16 protein-coding genes and 4 pseudogenes are annotated in these 20,684 nt (G+C 36.4%); 5 read left to right on the top strand and 15 right to left on the bottom strand.

All coding sequences use genetic code 11. The features are described from left to right. Window positions 1–21 precede the first annotated feature (21 nt). Entirely contained in the window at window positions 22–1,011 is a 990-nt protein-coding gene (locus AC4E8C_RS12105) for a LacI family DNA-binding transcriptional regulator (RefSeq protein WP_490212338.1), read from the bottom strand. Between the two features lie 265 nt (window positions 1,012–1,276). Here AC4E8C_RS12105 and AC4E8C_RS12100 point away from each other — a divergent pair, with 265 nt between their 5' ends. The 3 genes from AC4E8C_RS12100 (at window position 1,277) to AC4E8C_RS12090 (ending at window position 3,224) form a co-directional block, all read left to right on the top strand. Beyond that, a complete protein-coding gene (locus AC4E8C_RS12100; protein ID WP_490212337.1) occupies window positions 1,277–1,669 on the top strand; it encodes a GntR family transcriptional regulator in 393 nt (130 codons plus the stop codon). 15 nt (window positions 1,670–1,684) lie between these two features. Next, on the top strand, window positions 1,685–2,776 hold the full coding sequence (locus tag AC4E8C_RS12095) for a DUF1648 domain-containing protein (RefSeq protein WP_490212336.1): 1,092 nt from the start codon (window positions 1,685–1,687) through the stop codon (window positions 2,774–2,776). A gap of 76 nt (window positions 2,777–2,852) precedes the next feature. Further along, complete coding sequence (locus tag AC4E8C_RS12090) at window positions 2,853–3,224, top strand: MazG nucleotide pyrophosphohydrolase domain-containing protein (protein WP_490212541.1); 372 nt, start codon at window positions 2,853–2,855, stop codon at window positions 3,222–3,224. A gap of 621 nt (window positions 3,225–3,845) precedes the next feature. Here the strand turns inward: AC4E8C_RS12090 and AC4E8C_RS12085 are convergent. The 6 genes and pseudogenes from AC4E8C_RS12085 to AC4E8C_RS12060 form a co-directional block, all read right to left on the bottom strand. Beyond that, window positions 3,846–4,070 carry an SHOCT domain-containing protein gene (locus tag AC4E8C_RS12085; protein ID WP_490212334.1) on the bottom strand — a complete coding sequence of 75 codons (225 nt, stop codon included), beginning with the start codon at window positions 4,068–4,070 and terminating at the stop codon, window positions 3,846–3,848. A gap of 192 nt (window positions 4,071–4,262) precedes the next feature. Then, the gene (locus AC4E8C_RS12080; RefSeq protein ID WP_490212333.1) at window positions 4,263–5,498 is read right to left on the bottom strand and encodes a hypothetical protein; all 1,236 of its coding nucleotides are present in this window, start codon (window positions 5,496–5,498) and stop codon (window positions 4,263–4,265) included. 383 nt (window positions 5,499–5,881) lie between these two features. After that, complete coding sequence (locus tag AC4E8C_RS12075) at window positions 5,882–6,631, bottom strand: class I SAM-dependent methyltransferase (protein ID WP_490212332.1); 750 nt, start codon at window positions 6,629–6,631, stop codon at window positions 5,882–5,884. Beyond that, on the bottom strand, window positions 6,618–7,247 hold the full coding sequence (locus AC4E8C_RS12070; RefSeq protein WP_490212331.1) for a hypothetical protein: 630 nt from the start codon (window positions 7,245–7,247) through the stop codon (window positions 6,618–6,620). The genes AC4E8C_RS12075 and AC4E8C_RS12070 overlap by 14 nt, the downstream gene beginning before the upstream one ends. 457 nt (window positions 7,248–7,704) lie before the next feature. Beyond that, the gene (locus AC4E8C_RS12065; protein ID WP_490212330.1) at window positions 7,705–7,899 is read right to left on the bottom strand and encodes a hypothetical protein; all 195 of its coding nucleotides are present in this window, start codon (window positions 7,897–7,899) and stop codon (window positions 7,705–7,707) included. Between the two features lie 852 nt (window positions 7,900–8,751). After that, window positions 8,752–8,859: pseudogene (locus AC4E8C_RS12060) on the bottom strand (alpha/beta fold hydrolase); the annotation flags it as partial. Window positions 8,860–9,545: 686 nt separating this feature from the next. Between AC4E8C_RS12060 and AC4E8C_RS12055 the strand changes: the two are divergent. After that, window positions 9,546–10,820: an IS110 family RNA-guided transposase gene (locus AC4E8C_RS12055; protein WP_490212329.1), complete on the top strand. Its 1,275-nt coding sequence runs from the start codon at window positions 9,546–9,548 to the stop codon at window positions 10,818–10,820. Between the two features lie 414 nt (window positions 10,821–11,234). Here the strand turns inward: AC4E8C_RS12055 and AC4E8C_RS12050 are convergent. From AC4E8C_RS12050 to AC4E8C_RS12040, 3 genes and pseudogenes are all read right to left on the bottom strand, one after another. After that, a pseudogene (locus AC4E8C_RS12050) lies at window positions 11,235–11,441 on the bottom strand (PLP-dependent transferase); the annotation flags it as partial. Window positions 11,442–11,649: 208 nt separating this feature from the next. After that, complete coding sequence (locus AC4E8C_RS12045; protein ID WP_490212649.1) at window positions 11,650–11,958, bottom strand: hypothetical protein; 309 nt, start codon at window positions 11,956–11,958, stop codon at window positions 11,650–11,652. Window positions 11,959–11,992: 34 nt separating this feature from the next. Continuing rightward, window positions 11,993–12,088: pseudogene (locus AC4E8C_RS12040) on the bottom strand (hypothetical protein); the annotation flags it as partial. A 148-nt stretch (window positions 12,089–12,236) separates the two neighbouring features. Between AC4E8C_RS12040 and AC4E8C_RS12035 the strand changes: the two are divergent. Then, complete coding sequence (locus AC4E8C_RS12035; protein ID WP_490212540.1) at window positions 12,237–13,175, top strand: RCC1 domain-containing protein; 939 nt, start codon at window positions 12,237–12,239, stop codon at window positions 13,173–13,175. 265 nt (window positions 13,176–13,440) lie between these two features. Here AC4E8C_RS12035 and AC4E8C_RS12030 read toward each other — a convergent pair. The 5 genes and pseudogenes from AC4E8C_RS12030 to AC4E8C_RS12010 form a co-directional block, all read right to left on the bottom strand. Then, window positions 13,441–13,737 (bottom strand): annotated as a pseudogene (locus AC4E8C_RS12030) (polysaccharide deacetylase family protein); the annotation flags it as partial. A 102-nt stretch (window positions 13,738–13,839) separates the two neighbouring features. Continuing rightward, entirely contained in the window at window positions 13,840–14,547 is a 708-nt protein-coding gene (locus tag AC4E8C_RS12025; RefSeq protein ID WP_490212328.1) for a nucleotidyltransferase domain-containing protein, read from the bottom strand. 142 nt (window positions 14,548–14,689) lie between these two features. Next, window positions 14,690–15,484, bottom strand: coding sequence for an alpha/beta fold hydrolase (locus AC4E8C_RS12020; protein WP_490212539.1), 795 nt, complete (start codon window positions 15,482–15,484; stop codon window positions 14,690–14,692). 79 nt (window positions 15,485–15,563) lie between these two features. Then, window positions 15,564–19,325: an AAA domain-containing protein gene (locus AC4E8C_RS12015; protein WP_490212327.1), complete on the bottom strand. Its 3,762-nt coding sequence runs from the start codon at window positions 19,323–19,325 to the stop codon at window positions 15,564–15,566. A 523-nt stretch (window positions 19,326–19,848) separates the two neighbouring features. After that, the gene (locus AC4E8C_RS12010) at window positions 19,849–20,652 is read right to left on the bottom strand and encodes an isochorismatase family protein (protein ID WP_490212326.1); all 804 of its coding nucleotides are present in this window, start codon (window positions 20,650–20,652) and stop codon (window positions 19,849–19,851) included. Window positions 20,653–20,684: the final 32 nt, after the last annotated feature.

Below are 20,684 nucleotides of genomic sequence, written 5' to 3'. Positions count from 1 at the left end.
CATTCAATAATCCAAACCCCGTTAGCCCATGGTTGATTCACGAATCACCAATTCGTGTTCCAATACAATGCTATCCACCTGGTTCTCTTTAATTCGATTGATCAGCATGTTGGCTGCTGTACATCCCATTTTATACATCGGCTGGGCAACTGTTGTGAGTGTGGGATTTGTCATATTGGAAAAGCTGATTTTATCAAAACCGACAATGGCGATATCATCCGGGACACGTAATCCTCTGCCATTAATCTCCTTTAATGCACCAATCGCTAATGTATCAGATACGGCAAATACAGCTGTTGGTCTTTCGTTAAATTGCAGCAATCTCCGCATCGCATGAACACCTTGTTCAAAATCTAAATGTTCCGTATGAACAATCCATTCCTTTCGAATGGTCAGTTCAAATTCTTTTAAGGCCTGTTCATATCCCTCTCTACGCTGGCGGGCATAAAGGTACGTTTCATCCGAATTAATGAGGGCGATTTTCTTGTTTCCAATTTTAATCAAATGCTTCACGGCATGGTAAGCGGCCAGTCTATGATCGATGGTGACATAAGGAATAGAACCGCCTTCTTCGTACTCACTACAAAGGATAATGGGATGTTGATCAGCAAGTTCATTGAGTTTTTGTTTATTGATGGTTGGGTCCATCGAAATGATACCATCCGCCATTTTATTTCTTACCATGTTAAAGTAAATGTTTTCGCGCTGTGGGTCAGAGGCGGTTTCACAGAGGAGAATGTTGTAATGGTTGGCAATGGCAATCGTTTCAATCCCTTTGATAATTTCAGAGTAAAAGGGATTCGAAAAACTTGGAATTAGCACTAATAGAAGTCGACTTTCTGAGTTTCGAAGATTTCTTCCTAACATACTTGGTTCATACTTCAGGTCTTTAATCGCATGTTCCACTTTAAGCCTCGTTTTCGCACTCACCGATGCCGTGTTATTAAGAACCCTTGAAACAGTTGCAACGGAAACACCTGCTTTTTCAGCCACTCTTCGGATATTTACCATGATGCTTCCCACTTTCAGAATAAGTTCATAAGATTAGAATGAAATCGATTTCAAATTTACTAAAGTATATTTTTCTTTTCTATAAATATGTCAAAGTCGGCCCAGTTAGTTCATTTCATTTCACGATTTCTTCAAATAGAATGTAATGGATTACATTAAGAGAGATATTGTTTGAAGGGACTTACTAACATGACATTATCTTTGTTATAGATATAGTAGAACAGAAGTGTTATAATATATCTATAACAGATTGGAGGGAACGAACATGATTATTCGAATTGAATCGGAATCCGATATTCCCATTTATCAACAGATCACCAATCAAATTATCGAAGGAATTGCAAAGGGTGCGATTCTGCCAGGTGACTCTCTCCCCTCCGTCAGGTCGTTTTCTGCAGACCTGGGCGTAAATATGCACACTGTTAATAAAAGTTACCATCAATTAGAAGAGAAGGGAATCATCCGAATCGTCCCAAAATCTGGAGCAGTAATTTCGTCTCCACAAGACTTCAATGCAGCGGCACTTTCGCGATTGAAATCTGATTATCAATTACTCATTTCTGAATCGTTTGTTGTGGGAATGACTGAACAACAAATCCACGAATTCTTCACTTCGATCATTAAAGAATTAAAAAACAGCAATAAAAATCTCAGTTAACAAGGAGGAATTAAAATGACGGTTGCCATATTTCTACTAATCGCGATAATTCTAGCTGGAATTCACATCGCTATTCCTTTTTTAGCCAAAAGAACAGTTATATTTGGGATTACCATCCCAGAAAAATACTTAAAAAACCAAAAGCTTGCCTACTTCAAAAAGCAATATACCATATTGGTTTCCCTTCTATCATTAGTGGTATTAGCAAGCTATCTCCTATGGGTCCTTCTCACCGGCCCTGCTGAAGAACAACTGGTCTTAGTTGGAGTGGTCATTCAATTTGGCATCATTCTTTTCAGCCTTTCCCTCTATTTTTATTTTCATGGAAAGACGGATCAATTAAAAAGGGAAAATAATTGGACGGAAAATTTAAAACAAGTGAAAATCACTGATTTATCAGTTCGATCGCAGGATGAAATGCTTCCTTGGTATGTCTATTTATTACCCATCTTCATTACTTTGGGAGTCATCGGATATACGCTCCTTCAGTATGACCTTTTACCAGAACAGATTCCCACTCACTGGGGAATAAACGGCAAAGGTGATGCCTTCACTGAAAAAACTCATCTGTCAGCTATCACCTTGCCACTGATCCTATTAATCATGCAAGTTATGTATTTAGGGATACAAGCAGGAACGAAAAAATCCGGCATTAAATTAAGTGCAACCGGAACCAATGCCTCTCGGACACGCCAACTTACTTTACGCAAATATTCAAGCTGGTTTATGTTTTTCGTTAGCTTTTTGCTCACGGTAATGTTCAGTTTCTTTCAATTGCAAACGATTCATCCAGACTTATTAGCAGGAAATATGATTATGGCCACACCTATCATTTTCCTTGTCGCTATACTTGCTGGAACCGTTGTGTTTGCCATTAAGGTAGGACGTTCAGATAAACGGAACATTGATGAACCCGAAGAGGACCTAACCGATTTCGACGAGGATTCTTATTGGTTTGGTGGTCTCTTTTATGTCAACAGACAGGATCCATCCATCTTTGTTGAAAAAAGATTTGGTGTGGGTTGGACGATTAATTTTGGGAACCCGATGGGCTATTTTATTGTCATAGTTCCAATAGCCGTCATCTTGTTGTTGAGTTTTTTGTAGGGCCTTTGTCAATTGAACTTAGAACTTAGCTAATCTTAGGATAATAAACTTTTAAAGAGGTGCAGCAGTGAAAGAAATGCAGAAATTCGCAAAAAAATATCATGAAGAAATGAAATGGGAAATTAATAAAGATAATTATGAGAGAACCCGTTCTTCCCTTCTCAATAATTACATGCTTTTAACAACAGAAGTAGCTGAAGTGGCAGAAGAACTTCGAAAAGCTTTTAATTTGACTAATAGTCATATATTAGAAGGTAGAGATGAAGTAGAGGCATTTAATTTAGCGAAAGAATCAATCAAAGAGGATCTAGGGAAAGAATTTGCTGATTGCTTAGCCTATATTATTAAAATGGCCAATTACTTTGAAATTGATTTAGAAGAAAGCTTTTATTCAAAAATGGATGAAGTAAAGAACCGAAAAAATAAAGACGTTGGTTTAGTAAGGTGAGGAATAGCTGGAAATATGTAAAAATAGAGTAGCCCAAGCAAAGAGCTACTCTATTTTAAACATGCCGCCAGTGTTTAATATCTAAAACATAGTGTGGAAAAGTGTGGTATATCGAGGTTTTGCTTACTTTTTCTGTAACATATTTAACAAGAAATTATCCATTTCCATTGGATTCCATTAGCAAAATGTTAGCTTTTTGTTATCCTAACAGCCACAAAAATGTATCCATTCTACCATTCTTTTTTCCGGCAATCGCAATAAAATATACCACTTACTTTTAGCGAGATTACCAATAGAGACGTTTTTTAAATAAATAGTGTAATCCTCCCAAATTTTTACGGGGGAATTAGGTTTATAGTTTTCCTTGCCATCACACCTTAATGCTGGATATCATTTTCTATTGAATAGTATCGGTGTACTGTGCAGCAAATAACTTTGTGATATTAGTTTATTCTCATCCATTTTGTTTGTATTATCTGTGATATATCAAAATTCAAAATAGAAGTTGCCACTTTCGACAACTCCTTGGTCAACATATGAGTGGATTTCTGATTGTTTTCAGTCAAACGTAGATTGGGGAGACACGTCAACTAGACACCAATTATTCAAGTAATATCACAATTAAACGTTAATATCATCTGAAAATAAAACTGTTTTTCTTTTTTTAAACTCTTCTTTAGAAATTAGTCCACCATCTCGCAAGGACTTAAGTTTTTTCCACTCTAACTTTCGCTTTTTTCTCTCTAGTTCTTCAACATAAGCCCAATCATTAGCTGTGCCGCCAGATGTCATTGCATCTTCAAGTTCTTTTCCAGTTAAACCCCATAGGAAATCCCATTCACTCATAATACAGATTCTCCAATCTGTTTAGATTATATTTTGATAATTTGCCAACGGTTACGCTAAGCATACTCGTCCTTTTGGGTGATTTAGCTATCTCTTTTTTTATCTATATCCATAGATCCCAATCAAAATCAAAATACTCTTATAATATTACTTTGCTCATTAATTCATAATGTTATATTATAATACTCTTCTTTATTTGTTTTTAATCTCCCCTTTAATATCAAGAGATCCTAAAATCAAATAGTATAGTAATAGGGTTCTATTCCTAACACTTTCAACAGTTTTAACTTTATCAATATTATGCTTATGAAAGTAACCATTTCGTTCTCTTTGAACCCAATCAGAAATAATCTTTATAATTGCTTTTATGGAAGAGAAACTTAAACTTTTTGAGAACACATCTCTATTTTCATATTGCTTTAGAAAAAATATCATATTTCCTAAAGTAGCTTTATAGAAGTCTTCTGATTTAACACTTATACTTTTAAACTTCCCCCCTTTTGCAGGAACACTTATTTTTGATTCTGTTTCAGTTTGAGTTATGCAGTAAATTAAAAGTTGTTCTATCGACTTAAGATAGCCTGCAATAACATATGTTTTGTCCAAGCAATCATCATAAAAATAATTATTGAACATCCACTCAGATGTAAAAAAAGATACTGCAAAATCCTCTAAACTTAACATGGTTTTGACTCTCTTTTTAAGAATAAAATTTTCTTGTAATACTGATCCAGAATCGATAGATATACCACATTCTGAAATTTCTTTTTTATAATCAAAATTTATTAAAATGTTTTCTAGTTGCTTTAGGAATTCCTCTTTGTTTAATGTCGTACAAATATTAGCAAGGTCAAACCATTTATATTTTTTCGCTTCGGTCTCTATATCATTAAGAGTAATGTTTATGTCTTTCCATAATTCTATTCCTAAGTATGAAGTAGTAAACTCTTCAATAGTCACAAATTTGTTTCGAATATTAACATTTGAATTCATTTTGCAAACATAATCCTGTGCAATACTACTATTTTCTATTAAGACAACATATGTATTCCAAATAATTCTATTTTTTTCTTTATTAAACTCTTTATACCACGGGACATTAGGAAATCCAACAAGCTTTTCTTGGGACATAAAGTGAATGTAGCGTTGCTCCTTCTTTATATAAATACATCGTCCATGTCTATCTTGTCCAAAACTACAATCTACTTGCCTTTCTTGCAATAGGTTATAAAAAAGTTTAGCAATTGCTTTATTGAAAATTAAGTCAGTGTGTCTAACATATTTTTGTCCTTTTTTAAGCGCCGTTACATTATTGAAATTAACTATACTTTTAGGAGCATCAGAAACCATATCAATAATCCCTTGATTGTATTCTGTTGATAACCTAGATAAAAAGTTGTCCTTAAAACTAACAACTAATTTATTCATTTATCTATAAACCTCATTTCTCTCACGAATATAAATCCTAAATCATTTCATACATTGGATGTATTTTTTATACATTATTTAGAATTTTGTGTTCTTAATATTAGCATTAAACTACTAATATATTGCTCCACAATATGGATTGATTGTGAAAGTAAGATAGAATATTACCTTACATTCCTTAAGAAAAGACCAAAATTTCACAAAGTAAAGACAAAAGTTACGTAGTATTTAGTCTAACACTAAAAAAGTGATCTTCCCTTATAAGTTGTATTTAGTTACAAGGATATTTGTACTGTGCAGTAAATGACTTTGTTTTATTAGTTGTTCATCTTCAAACTAATTTCCTGAATTTGGAATGAATTTATAAGTAAATTGTTAACTCTCTAAACTAATTTAGTTTTAAATGCTAAAAACCTTGGGTATTTATCTTTTTTTGGAAATAAAGATAAGTTTTCAATGTTCGGTACCGGTTCTACTATTTTTTCAATAATAAAACCTTCCTTACATAGAGCATTAATGTATTTTTCTAGAGGTCTATGTAAGTGAGTAGTTTTTTGACTATTTTCATCTAATGATATTTTAAATTGTGATTCTATAAAAAGCTCCTCCTTGTAGTCAAACCATTCTTCTTTGAAATAATTCCAGTAAAATGGCCAAAAACATGGATGGGTTATTGTAAAGACAAAGTTTCCACCACTTTCAAGAATACCCCTAATTGCTTTTATTACACCTTCTAGGTTTGTAACATCCATTAGAACCATATTAGCCACGACCAAAGAGAAATGAGCCTTGTTATTTCTATTTGAATAATCTTCTATCGAACTATTAATGAAACTTAAATTTTCTATTTTGTTAAAATGTCTAAGAGCAATGTTTATACTAGATGGACTCAAATCAATTCCAACGACCTTGTTAGATCTTTCTGCTAAGTATCTTGTTAGATTTCCTGTACCGCAGCCAAAATCTAAAACACTTTCCTTATTACAAGAGTCAATTAAGTTAAAAATACAAGGCTTGAGAATAAAATTAAAACTCAAATCTTTATTATTATTAATTTGATTAAATCTTGTTTCAGAAATCTCATCCCATTCCATTGCAATTTCTTTATTGGTTTTAGGATTAACTTGTTGCATTTTGGTTAACCTTTCTTTTATTAACTTGATTATTTTTCATTAAGAAATTCACAAGGTCATTTGCTATATGGAATTGGTAACCATCTGCACTTGAAAATTCTTCTATAAAATGTTTACCATCTTGCTCTTTTCCTATAGCAACTTTACTATCAATTCTTCCTGTTCTAACAATTGTAAACCTAGAATTTGGGGTATACCCTAACTCTCCATATGTATATATATTAGCCCCATTTTGTTCTAAGTTCTTAGTCAACCCTTTATTCTTAGCTAATATAATTGTTAGCTCATTTTTTTTAGCCTTTTTAAGTAACATATCCTTAATAACTATATCATCCTCTGCCCAACTCATGTCTCTTGTAAAAATAGTGACTCTTCCACCTTTATTAATCCAACGAAACATATATTCATTAATCTCCTTCTCGTTTTTACAATAAACCCCTTTATTTTTCTGACTTAACCTCATCTCCCACACAATAGCTAAAATAAATAAAATTATTGCTAGACAAATTAAGAACCCCATTAAAAATGCAGAAGGATTTTCATTTCCCTTTATTAAAAAGATAATTCCTATTAATGATCCTAAAGTTCCTAAATGACCAAACCACTTCAAATACATAAAATACCCTCCCATTATTTTCCTTATAAACAATTATAATTTAATATTACAGAACATTCTATAGATTATATTTATATTCTGGAAACAAAAGGATATATGATTATGCCAACCCTGTTTTGTTCTTTCTATACAACCAACCATATCTGCTCCGTTTTCCAGTAAGAAAGATGCAATTTGAACAAAGCCAAAATAACATGCAGTTAACTCCTTCTAGATTTCATCTTCCATTTTTAAGATGACTCGTACTCTACCATCTATAATACGGAAGAAACCGGTAGATATACAATAACTTCGGATGTGAGATTTTCTTGTTTGTACTCTCCTTTTTATTTAGTATTCAGCCTTTAGTAATTTATTATTTTTTCTCGAAGATTAGAAGCAAATGAACGGGAAGTGGTACCACTACAACCATTACACAAAAATCGGCAATTCCTTCGAATAGAGTGTTTAGAAAAAATCAAACTATTTTCCCTGCATCAACACCGGCACGATGCGGACGAAGTGGTACAGGGGACCTGTCTGCGGTAAATAGTATTACCTGCAAAAAGATGGTGTGATGAAGACGGATTGGCTGCTCAACAAAGGTTAATGGTATTTCCTTGATAAAAAAGTTGGCGTAATGAAAATCGATTAGATAAAGGTCAAATGACACCCGGTATTATCTCGACAAAAGAAATATTTATCTGAATCCAAGCAGAGTGATGGCGACCAACCCCCAAATCGATGGCTACACTGTTTTGAAAAGCAGCAAGAATTCAAACTTATACGCTTATTAAACTGATGAAGATCACTCAAGACATTGCGGATCAGCTCAATTTGGGTACAGTGACCATTACGACGAGAATTCGATGTGGTTTATGTACCAAAAAGGATTGTGAAGAGGCGATTGGAATCTTGGACAATAGCTATCTGAAGGAACACCCCCCCTACAAAATCTTGTTTTGGCCTGCGTTCGCATTGGACGTTCCAATGCCCCCTTCGATAAACAAAACCCACTGGGATGAGATAATGGCTCCCTATTATGAACCTTATTACGCTGAAGAAAAAAACGGCCTGTTGAACGATTGCAACATTGGCTAGATGCATATGTACTTGGGAAAATAATTGGGAGGAATAATTATTATTAAAACAATTATAAGCCAGACATCCCACTGGCTTATAATTTTTCAATAAGATCTAGTACGGAAGAACAGATAATACCTCCTTGAGACTAACTTACGTTTGCTTTTATTTCAATATGTTCAATTAAATATTCTTTCAGGATCATTAAAGGTAATTTGTAAGTTACCTCCATTGTTCCATTAACAATTGGCAGACGTGGAAATCCTTCTTGAACCGAATATACGTCTTCCGTTAAAAGCATAAACCGATGGCTAGTTTCTTCAGACGGCTAAAATGGAAAAAAAGAAAAAAATAATAGGAATTGTAGGTATTTTTATTGCTTTAATAGTTTTTATTAACTTAGGTTTTTCTGGTGGTGGTGAATCGAAAAGTCACAAGGGTAATCGAAAAGCGGTTCCATTGCATGCAGCATCACTTGATGGTCTAGTGACCAACCATGCAACATAACAATGGGATATCCTTCTCCTATTTCCTTATGGTTAATGAACACGGTCCTGTTTCCCCCTTCCCTTGTAAAGCGTGCGTTTTTATAAAACAAGTAAATACCAAATAGTAAATCGTCCTCAATTCCCTTATAATTATATAAATAGGTCAGTTTTTGGAACGATTCATGGTGAGTTTTATTCATGAACATTTCCTTTATGCGCATTTACATTCTACCTATCAGTAGGTTGGGTTATTCTTAAAATAATTATGATAATCTTTCACAGGTTCAGAATTTTACAAATACAATTCTACTTTATTTGAAAAATTTTTCCCACAAAAAAGTAATATACCTTCCATTTTGATTAATTTTTCTTTTTAAATGAGAAATTAAATTTGTAGAGTTATTTGTATAGATGACAAAAACAAGAGCTTCCCGTCTCTGAGAAGCTCTTAAAATTATGATCAGTCCCCCTCTACATTAAAGTCTTAGCATAGTGTAAGACTAATGGACTCGCCGATATCTTATTCCTTTTCATCTTCATCATCATTAACAAAAGAGAAGAAAAAAAACTTCGCTAGTTAATTTCACTAGTAAAGGTTCAATACTTATTCCATCTTTACCCTATTTATAAAATGGTTGTTCTAGCATTCCTGTAGGTCGCTATTTTCGACTTTGAAAAAAATAGGGCTCCTCAGTAAGATATGAGTATAGAGACCAATCTAACTCACAACTTTAGGAGGAACCCTACTATGAAGTTTAAAATGCAAAACAAACAAAATCAACTAATAGAAAGAATTTCTGTTAGACATCTTATTATCGGTGTAGATATTGCTCAACAATTTCATGTTGCTCGAGCTGTAAATTTCCGTGGAATTGTGGTCGGAGATCCACTTACTTTCAAAAATAATGAAGAGGGATTTGCTAGTTTACTAAAATGGATTAAAAATCTACAAAGATTAAATAACCTGGATGAAGCTATAGTTGGGATGGAGCCTACAGGACACTACTGGATCAATCTTTCAAAATGGCTTTTTAAACAGAATATTGAAGTAGTAACAGTAAACCCACATCTAGTAAAAAGAAATAAAGAAAACCGTGATAATACTCAATCAAAAAGCGATAAAAAGGATGCTTTAGTTATCGCTGATATGGTGAAGAACGGTTACTACTCTGAAGTTAGGTATACATCAGAATCATTCGAAAAACTTAGGGTCCTTATGTCAAACCGTGATGTAGTAGTAAAACGCCTCGTTAGTTCAATTAATCAATTAAATCGTTGGGTAGATATTGTCTTTCCAGAACTACGACAGGTATTTAAAGATATTAAAGCTAAAGGGGCAATCGCAACCCTTCGTTTATTCCCATCCCCGATGGAATTAGAGAAACTGCAGCCTCACGATGTTATTGCAGGTTGGAAATCAATTATGAAGAGGCAACCTGGACTAAAAAAGGCTATATTACTTCTCCAAGTAGCCAGGAAATCCGTTGGCACAAGACAAGCACTTGATGCGTATAAATTTCACCTTGAGCAATTATTAGAGGAATATGATTTAGCTGTAACGCAACTCGAAAGAGTTGAAAAACAAGTAATAGATGTATTAAATAAGATCCCATTCGCTAAGCAGTTACTTACCATAAAAGGAATAAGTGAAATTTCTTTAGCTGGCATATTAGGTGAGGCTGGAGATTTAAGCAACTTTTCTCATGGTAATTCTCTACTCCGCCATGCAGGATTACACTTAGCCGAAGCAAGTTCAGGTAAGTGGAAAGGACAAATTGTCATTTCAAAGCGTGGAAGGTCGAGACTACGGCGTTTTCTCTTCTTAGCGACTATGAGCTTAGTGGCGAACAACCCAGAATTTAAAGCAATACACAATCATAATGTTAAAGTGAAGAAAATGAAGAAAATGAAATCAATTATGAAGTTGGTAGGCAAGTTAGCTAGGATTTTTGTTGGAATTTCTCGACGAAATGAATCCTATTGTCCTGATAAAGTTCAACCGTTATCACCGCTGGCTGCTTAATCACTTAAGAATCGAAGATTTTTGTCGTCTTTACGATGGTAACTATAATATAGCAAGCGTGTATTTTCCGAATTTTGGCTTATTCGTAGGATTTCAAATATGTACGGAGTACCAGATTTCTTAAACATAAGGGCACAGACCCATCAGTTTAGCATTACTGGCCTCCACCCCTTGGAATAGGCATGACGAAGGAATGAGAGGGCAATTGACCCGTTGAGACATGGGAGGGAAAGCCTCCAGGGGCGGCGTGGAGCATGTACATTATATGGTAAAATATGGAGTTTCGCTTAACTCCTCTATTTAACTATGCCTTCACGAAGCCACAATGAACTAGAATCATTTCTTTTATCCGTTAAACCAATTTAAAGGGATATGAAATCCTGCGAATAAGCGAGTATTCGGGAGAAAATCGTATTAAACTGAGGGAGTTTTAAGAAGATGATTAAACGCTTGTTCTAAGTCGGCTATGAGGTCTTCAACATCCTCTATCCCAACTGAAAGGCGAACCAAACCTTCAGGTATTCCCATAGCAGCTCGTTCCTCAGGGGTACATTCGACGTGGCTTGTTGTCCGAGCTGGGCCATAAGTGGTTTCGACTGCCCCTAAGTTGGCGGCTCTATTATTGTTTTACCTCCACTTTTGTTACTGCTGCTACCTTCATTCGTAGAACTCTTGCTACTGCAACCAAAAAGGGCTAGCGTCAAAACGACAATCAATACCAATATTTTTTTCAACTATGATTCCACCGTTTTCAAATTAAATTTTTTTGAGTTTGGTTTAAAATCTAATTCCAAAACCTTTCTTCAACACCTCCCCATCATTTAAGGAATTACTTCCCTAACAACCCTTTAGGTTTGATTATTAAAATAATAAGTAGAGCTACAGACATGATTACTTGACTAACTCCATACATTTGTGGCAACTGAAATCCAAAGACTTCAATTCCTCGTTCCAATTTATTTAATATTAACTCTGGAACTAACGTAATAAGAATGGCACCAAGGATGGATCCCCTGATACTGCCTAAACCGCCCACAACGAGCATCATCACAAGACCAAAGGTCATGGAGTAAGAAAACATATTGGGATTGATGGCCGAAATTAAATGTCCGTATAACGCTCCCCCCAATAGCTGCAAAAAACGCGCCAATACCAAAGGATAAAAGTTTATGTTTTAAAAGATTCACACCAACTGCTTCTACAGCTAAATCATCCTCACGAATGGCTAACATTCCCCTCCCGTAAGATGAGTTTAATAATCTCCACACGACATAAATCTTAATTGCTGCTACGATGTACACCCACCATATATTGGTATAGGGAGCTAAGCCATTAATTCCACTCTTCCCTCTAGTAAACTCACGTAAGACTTTTGGTTCAAACTGATATACTTAGTAGTGAGGTGAGGAAATGAATATGGATATTCGAAATCCTTATGACAAAAATCTGAAGCAAAAAAGGTTGCCTAAGAATGCCATTGTGGCTGGGCGTCGGCATACCGTTGTTCTTAGATCGGACGGGTCGGTCACGGCTGTCGGTGATAATAAATATGGCCAATGTGATGTAGGCAGCTGGCGCGATATTGTGGCTGTCGCAGCGGGGAATGTTCATATGGCGACGAACACGGGGAATGCTCATACGATCGGTCTTAAATCGGACGGTACGGTTGCGGCTGTTGGTTGGAATAAGCACGAACAATGCAATGTTAGCGACTGGCGCGATATTGTAGCGGTTTCGGCGGGGTGGTGTCGGACCGTTGGTCTTAAATCGGATGGCACGGTGGTGGCTATCGGCCGAAATAATGAAGGTGAATGTAATGTAAACGATTGGGAAGATATTATGGCGATTGCGGCCGGCGACTGGCATACCATTGGTCTTAAATTGGACGGCACGGTGAAGGCTGTTGGGAATAATCGGTATGGACAATGCAATGTAAGCGGCTGGTGCGACATCGTAGCAGTTGCTGCGGGTTACCTTCATACCGTTGGACTTAAATCGGACGGCACCGTGGTGGCCGTAGGTTTTAATAAGCATGACCAATGCGATGTACTCGGCTGGCACGGCATGATAGCGGTTGCGGCGGGTAGTAATCATACCATCGGCCTTAGATTGGACGGCACCGTGGTGGCTGTGGGTTTGAATAAGCATAACCAATGCAATGTGAGTAGCTGGCACGATATAGTAGCGATTGCGGCGGGTTGTGCTCATACTGTCGGCCTTAAATCGGACGGTACCGTGGTGGCTGTCGGTGATAATGAATTCGGTCAATGCGATGTCAGCGGCTGGCACGGCAACCAATTGACCTGCTCTATTAAAAACAACAAGTCAGCGAAATCAATGAACGTGTTAATTTGAATGATACTTAAATAGCCCCAAGCCATAAGCCACGATTATGAAATATTAAGCCTATTTCCCCAATGAAAACATGGAGGGATTAGGCTTTTTATATCTTAATATTGTTTTAGACGTCATTAGTGCTGCAAATGCTAGTCAGTCCCCCAGCACGTTAATTTTAATATACTGGGGGACTGACCCCAAAATCCTCACCTCATTCATGATATGGATTGGTATTTATAAGGTAGCAACGTCTACTATTTCAAAACCCCTCCCTTTTAGTCCTTTATAATCGTCGGAACTGCTTTGCGGTTTCAGTTTTATATGCATGAGGATGATATCTCTTGTTTCTTACATTATCAAAAATATTTTTTTCGATATGTGCATAATCTTTCTGTGACCAATCTAAAGTATCAATGGACCAAATAATCACTTTGTATTGTTGTTCCCGCGCAACATTAATGACCTTGGTATCGGTATCTCCAAATGGTGTTCTTAAAAGAGACGGTGATTTTCCAATGATTCCACGAATAGCCTCAGATGTTTTCATTAAATCTTGTCGGATACCTTCCGCACTTTCTTTTGTTAATTCATTAGATTTTGAATAAGAAAGAGACGATTACTTTTGGGGTAATCGTCTCAAATGGTTGTGTATAGCTAGTATATTTGTACTGTGTTATTTTTTCTAAAAAAAGAAGGCTTTATGACCAACAAACAATTCTCCACCATAATTATTAAGTGTAGATTGAATGAATGAAATCAGTTCAGTTTTATCATTTGTATTCATGTATGTTTTTGTATAATTAGCTAGTTTCCCACACATATCTTTATCATATGATTTAAGGCTTCTGGCAAGCCACTTTCCTTCACCAACCCAATTGCCTTCTGCCCTTAGAACCAGTTCAGCTAACGTATCTATTAACTTATTTAAAATAAATAAACTTTCTTCAAAGTTTTCTGAACTTCTAAAGTCTGACAAAAGATCTGTAATTTGATACCTTGCTTCATTTATTTTGTCCTTATCCCATATCTGCGGACCCTGTTGATAAAGTTTTTTTGCCTCTTGTTGAAAATTTTCCCCAACTCCTTGTTTATCTTCTATAAGTAGACCTTCGGCACACATTATAAGGATGGTGGGTATCCCTGCGTTTCTAGCCATCTGAAATTGAATATCTAGAGCTGAAGCCGTAAAAATAAATGCATCTATTTTCCATCCAAGAAATTGATAACATTCAAGTCTTGTTGTTTCTGTTTCGTCGATTATAATTAAGTCAATATCAGATTCCTTTGTTAAATTTCCATGAACAGAACTCCCACCTATCCAGGCTATATCTGAATTGGGATAATGGGAAACGATAAACTGTTCAGCTAATTGCTTGATCGAGTCCCTCATATGAACCACCTCCCATAAATCAGGATATTCACCTAAATGATTAGTGTTCCAGCTTTAATTCGTTTCACTTCTTTTATATTTCATATTGACTAGTAATCTAATAGTCCAACTGTTGGTAAAAAACGCAAATAGTTTCACCTGGTCAGAAATTTTCCGCTTCCAGTTTGTTTAACCAGTTATGAACTAATGCGTTAAATAGATCCGCTTGTTCGATTTGCAAATTATGACCACCCATATCAAGTACAGCAAAAGTCGCCCTAGGGTAATCTTCCATTAGTAACCAGGCATCTTGGTATCCGACTACATGATCCTGCCGACCTGTTATAATAAGCGTAGGACACTCAAGTTTTGATGAAATATCGAAGGTGAAGCCATATCCATTTTGACGGATTTTGTTTAAAAGCTCATCATTCTTGAGTTTAGAAGGAAGTAATATTTCTTTGTGGAACCTCTCCCATTCCCTTTGACCTTGCATGACCCCGATGGAGCAAAATTCATCCGCGTCCATTGGCGACAAACGTGATATCAGCTCGCTATCTCTTTTTAGAACGGACTTTGGTGGGACTACTCTATTATCGAATTCAGGTATTGTCATGGGTGCGATTAGCATTAAGCCCTGAACTTTGTCATGTCGTGAATGGGCGATCCCTCTGGCAATGTACCCCCCATACGAATAACCGCAAACGATAAACGGGTGACCTGGGATAATCTCGTCGATCAGATGCATCACGGCTTCTAACATATCATCTGAGTTGTTGATTGATGTTTGTGGTTCGGAAAGCCCCATTCCTGGCAGGTCTATGTATATTCTTTTCCAACCGCTTCTTTTCTCGAAAAGTGGTTCCATTGCATGCAGCATCACCTGATGATCTAGTGACCAACCATGCAACATAACAATGGGATATCCTTCTCCAATTACCTTATGGTTAATAAACACGTTTTTGTTTCCCCTCCCCATGCAAATACAAAGCCCGATAACAACAATATTAAGCTGTTATTAGGCATTTTTTACCAACTCATTTCATAACTCGCTCCCGAACAGCATCTTTCTTTAACAATTCCTTAATCTTTTGATCGATTCTTTCTATTTCTGCTGATGAGTTCTTCCACCAATTCCGGCTCCAAATTCGTTCAATCGTCCACCCTCTGCTCTCAAGAAACCGCTGTCGGTAGACATCTCTTTCCTTGGCATTAGCAGAACTATGATACATAGCCCCATCACATTCGATTCCTAGTATATAACGCGATTTGTCGTGTGGGTGGGTGATAGCCAAATCGATGCGGTAACCTGACATGCCCACTTGAGTGGTGACGTCATAGCCAAGCGCTCGCAATTGATGATAAACTTGCTCTTCAAATGGCGAATCAAAATGCAATTCCTTGTGCTGAACTTGTGTATTCACATGTTCGTTCACTTCTTGAACAACGGCGTTGATCTGATCCATTTGAGCATTTGATACCGCTCTTACATATTTTAGATAAGCCTTCAATAATTTTGGGCCCATTTGCGAGGTATTTGCCACATTCAGTTCTTCCGGTTCAATACTGGAGACAACGGTAATACCTTCCTTTGCCCGCGTGACGGCCACATTCAATCGATTTTCTCCGCCTTTTTGATTCAACATGCCAAAGCGGTTATACACCTTGCCTTCTTCGTTTTTAGCATAAGCAATCGAGAAGAGGATAATATCGCGTTCATCCCCTTGCACATTTTCAATATTTTTTACAAAGACACGCTCATCCAGGTCTCTCGTTAACATTTGATTGTATACCGAGCTGAATTCTGCATCTTCACTAACAAGACGATCAATCTGGTCCTGGATTTTCGATTGCTGCTTGGAGTTAAACGTAATAATCCCCACCGTTTTCCCAGGCTGTTTGATTAAAATATCCTTAAGAACATTGACGACCTCAATGGCTTCCACTTCATTAGACTGATTAATCCATCTTCCATTGACCTTTTTCCAGGTAATCGCCGGTGGTTTTTTGAACGGCACCACATTTGGTGCGATTTGTATAGATCCATTATAGAAAGCATGATTGGAATAATTAATTAACTCTTCATATTTGGAGCGATAATGCCATTGAAGTAATTTCTCAGAAAACCTTCTCTTCGCTAAATTTAACAAGCTAACCGACTCGTCTGTATCATATTCTTCTTCTTCATCATCCTCATTAACAAAGGAAGATTGAAACAGATTATAAGGAGGCAGCTGTTTTTCGTCGCCAGCAATAATTACTTGCTTCGCTCGGTACACAGCTGGAATCCCACTTTCGACTGTACATTGGGAGGCTTCATCAAAGATCACTAGGTCGAATAAGCCTTCTTTTAATGGAAAAATAGATGAAACAATTTCCGGAGATGCCAGCCATACGGGCATAATATCAATAAGACCATCTCTTGCAAATTCGTTCACTAATCTCCGTAGCGGCCAAACTTGTCTTTTCTTCCCCACCTGATGCTTCAGCTCTTTAATTTTCCTTGATTGGTTCGTTTGCACAGAATCCACTATTTTGGTTAATTGATGAATTAAATACTGTGTTCCCACTTTTCTTTTTTCTTCTATAAGACCGGCAAAAGAATCCCTTATTCTTGAAAATTCATTGGTTGAGACTTTCTGAACCTGGGGATTGTTCTTTTCCGTTTGGTCAATCCAATGGACATAGGCTGAGTTTTGAAATAAATCCACCCAATACTCTGACAACGTTAATTCGTTATTCGAAGTTTTCTGTTGAAGAAGCTGAATCACTTTCTTTTCCAACCCAGAACAATGATTCCAGAATACATCCATTTGCTTCAATTCTTCAAAATCACGATGAATATATTCCACCATTTTATCCATTTCATCTAACGGAATATCACCTTCGGAAATTCTCGTTTTTAGAGTATTCACCTTTGAATCCTGTAGAAATTTCTTTAACTTCTCGACCTCATCGGCCATGGCTTTTGTCACTTTACCCAACTGATGCATAATGACGAGAGATTTCTTAATCTTCAACCATTCTGAAGAGCTAGTTCCCTTAAATTTCTCTCCCTCTAGCAATTCTTCGATAATGTTCTTACCCGATACCGAAGTCCACCACCAAAGTCTTAGACCTTGCAGAGTTCTCTTTGTTCCGTCCTCTAAATCGGGATAAATCTTATCTAGCTTATTTTCGATTAACCAAGTGTACCCCGGGGTAATGTTTTCATGATCGAGAGAATCAATGTAGGCAACCGCTTGTTTCGCTTTGTCAATCACATCATTCAACAGTTCGATGGCTTCCAGTTTTTCCTTCATATTAAAATCAGCAAATGTTTTACGCTCTTTTAATGGGAAATTTTCATCACCAAACCGATCATACCACTCGGCATAGGTATATACTTTTTCAGAGATATCCATCAAAATATCTTTATTTAAAGCCGGCAGTACCTCATGGAGATCGATAATTTGATTGGTCTCCGCCACAGGCTTTGCTAATCCATATAAATCATATAAGCGTAACCCAAAATCTTGATAACTATATAAAGCACTAGCGATACTATTTAATAACTCTTCTTGAGAAGACAACCTCTTGGACGTAGAAGATAACTGGTGTATGGCATTCTCATAGGAAACTTGATTTTGCACAAGAACGGCCCCTACTTTTGAGTAAAGATTTTTCCTGTCATTTTTTTCATCATGAACAAGCGCAATGTGATTACTTAATCCCAACCCTTCAAGCCGTTGATAAACCACATCAAGGGCAGCACGCTTTTGACAAACAAGCAGTACTTTCTTTTCCTGTTGGAGAGCATCGGTAATCAGATTGACAATGACTTGTGACTTTCCCGTTCCAGGAGGTCCATGAACCACGATCCCTTTTTTGTAACGTGCTTCTTTGATGATTTCTTCCTGTGATCCGTCTGCTTGCAAAAGGGTTAACAGGTCTGTGGCTTTCAGTTGATCCTCTTGTTCGTTTTCAAGTTGATCACCTTCTGTCTCTAATTCCACATCCTGAGGTTCTATTAATTCGCCTGCTAAGGATAAATTACTTTCCTCGGAAAGAATGATGAGGTCCTCGTAATCTTTTACCAAAGATGAGCCACCTTGTGGAAAGTTACCGATGACCGCATACTCCAATAGTGTTAGCCCTGCCACTTCAGGAACTTCTTCTTTTTTATATTCCTTTAATTTGGTAATGCCTTTAGGTGTAAAGGACACATTCATTTCATGACTCTTTAAAAAAGAAAGCCATTCATCGTAGTTGAAAGTGGCAGCTATTTCTGCAGCTTGTTCAAAAAAATCTTCTGTAAAGGAAAGATTGTTTAGTTTTTTAAAAGCTAAAAACAAAGTCCGGTTAATCTGTGGACCGTCTTCATCGATTTTGAGTACCCATTTTTGCGCATTTACATTATTCTTTTCCAGCCTAACTGGATAAAGAAATAATGGGGCTTGAAAAAACGTCCCATCTGACAAGGTACCGGATAAAAAAGGAAAGCCTAAATAGAAATCATGAATCCCTGTTTCATCTTCAATTCCCTTAATATTTCGATATAAATCTGTGAGTTTTTTGGAAAGATTCATGGATAGCTCATTATTAATGGTCGGTTTTAATAAGACGACTTCCTGTTTAGACTGATTAATAACTTGTTCAACAATCGAAACACTTACTTTTTCTTTGGACAACCTGCTCAAGTTGTCCAGCTCTGTTAAATCAAAGCTCCACTTATTATAGAGCTTCAATAACCGAATCGAACGATTACGCCGACTAATATCATTCAGCTTATCCCTCATATGTATTAGCTTGTCTTTCATTTACAAGACCTCTTTCCACAGTACAATATCCAATTGAAATCAACCTCACTGAAAACTCTAAAGGCTGATTATTTACTTCTACTCAAAAGTAGCTTGAGTTATTCTAAAAATATTATGATAGCCATTTCACGGATTCTGATTTTCGTATATATCAGCCGAAAAAAAACAAAATTCTCAACTTTTTGAGACAAAAAAACAATAATAATCCTTTAAAGGCAGGATTTTAACATCTAAACAGGATTTAGTAATAGGTAGATTATACTAGGAGGATTGTACGATGAAAAGGGTTCACTTAATTAATACCAACAAATTGTCTATAGTCTTAATATAAATGCTATGTTAACAACTCGTATCAGAAATTTTTAAGGCGACTTAACAAAACCCTTAATTTAATTAGTATATAACTACGGAGAGGTTTTGCACATGCTCCCTCTCCGTTCTATAGTATTGGTGTAGTAAGTGGGGTTTTTTCTAACATCAAATACCCACCCCTATTGTTACTGGAGCGGGCTATTTTTTTCTACTATAATGGCATTCCATTTGGAAATTTTCTATTATTTATTGATTTCATCCATTTAAGAACTTTATCCAAAGATAAAATGTCTGCATATCTAGCGTTTAAATCCAACAAGGTTGTATTTTGAAGAGTTAAGTTACGCTCACCGACTGCTTCTTTTGGAATGATGACTCTATATCCTCTTTGCAGCGCATCTACCGCAGTAGCCCTGATACTTCCACTTGTCGTAGCTCCAGCCAATATGAGCGTATCAACTTCTTTTGACTGCAGAAATTCGTCAATCTTATTATTATAAAAGGCCGTAATATAGACGGTATGGTTAATAATATCAAAGGGGTATTCCTTTAGGTCTGGGTGTATTTGTACCCATGTGCTTTGACGATCTAAGATCTGTAAAGAAGGGAATTTCTTACACCACAATCTTGATACCTTATTATCTGCTTCATAGACCGTAATACTAAATATGATTGGTATGTTATTATGTAACGCTTCTTCGATAAGTAATTTGGTAGACTCAATTTGATCTTCTAATTTTATAGATAATTGCGAGTGTGTATCCGTAAAAGCCATCGTCAAGTCGCGAATTAGTAGAGCAGGCTTTTCCCCAAAGCCAAGCTGTCCCGAAAAACCTTGATTGGAGTACAGTTGATGGAGTTCATCTAAAACATATCTTCTTTGACCACCAGGAGTATAAATCACTTTCAAACCATACTCCTCAATATCACCATTTTTCTCCATTCGCCTGAGCGTACTGGGCGACACTCCCAGCAACTTGGCTGTTTCAGATATATTTAATAATTTTTCATACATAAGCTCCCTCCTTTCATTAAAGTTATGTTAGT

The sequence above is a fragment of the Neobacillus sp. SRL179 genome, assembly GCF_984799095.1.
This window is presented reverse-complemented; position numbering and strand designations above follow the sequence as displayed.

What these genes read in the sequence shown, in the direction of transcription:
- AC4E8C_RS12015 (WP_490212327.1), bottom strand. Translation starts at nt 19,325, where the DNA reads ATGAAAGACAAGCTAATACATATGAGGGATAAGCTGAATGATATTAGT.
- AC4E8C_RS12105 (WP_490212338.1), bottom strand. Translation starts at nt 1,011, where the DNA reads ATGGTAAATATCCGAAGAGTGGCTGAAAAAGCAGGTGTTTCCGTTGCA.
- AC4E8C_RS12070 (WP_490212331.1), bottom strand. Translation starts at nt 7,247, where the DNA reads ATGTATTTGAAGTGGTTTGGTCATTTAGGAACTTTAGGATCATTAATA.
- AC4E8C_RS12085 (WP_490212334.1), bottom strand. Translation starts at nt 4,070, where the DNA reads ATGAGTGAATGGGATTTCCTATGGGGTTTAACTGGAAAAGAACTTGAA.
- AC4E8C_RS12025 (WP_490212328.1), bottom strand. Translation starts at nt 14,547, where the DNA reads ATGAGGGACTCGATCAAGCAATTAGCTGAACAGTTTATCGTTTCCCAT.
- AC4E8C_RS12090 (WP_490212541.1), top strand. Translation starts at nt 2,853, where the DNA reads ATGCAGAAATTCGCAAAAAAATATCATGAAGAAATGAAATGGGAAATT.
- AC4E8C_RS12080 (WP_490212333.1), bottom strand. Translation starts at nt 5,498, where the DNA reads ATGAATAAATTAGTTGTTAGTTTTAAGGACAACTTTTTATCTAGGTTA.
- AC4E8C_RS12095 (WP_490212336.1), top strand. Translation starts at nt 1,685, where the DNA reads ATGACGGTTGCCATATTTCTACTAATCGCGATAATTCTAGCTGGAATT.
- AC4E8C_RS12010 (WP_490212326.1), bottom strand. Translation starts at nt 20,652, where the DNA reads ATGTATGAAAAATTATTAAATATATCTGAAACAGCCAAGTTGCTGGGA.
- AC4E8C_RS12035 (WP_490212540.1), top strand. Translation starts at nt 12,237, where the DNA reads ATGGATATTCGAAATCCTTATGACAAAAATCTGAAGCAAAAAAGGTTG.
- AC4E8C_RS12075 (WP_490212332.1), bottom strand. Translation starts at nt 6,631, where the DNA reads ATGCAACAAGTTAATCCTAAAACCAATAAAGAAATTGCAATGGAATGG.
- AC4E8C_RS12100 (WP_490212337.1), top strand. Translation starts at nt 1,277, where the DNA reads ATGATTATTCGAATTGAATCGGAATCCGATATTCCCATTTATCAACAG.
- AC4E8C_RS12055 (WP_490212329.1), top strand. Translation starts at nt 9,546, where the DNA reads ATGAAGTTTAAAATGCAAAACAAACAAAATCAACTAATAGAAAGAATT.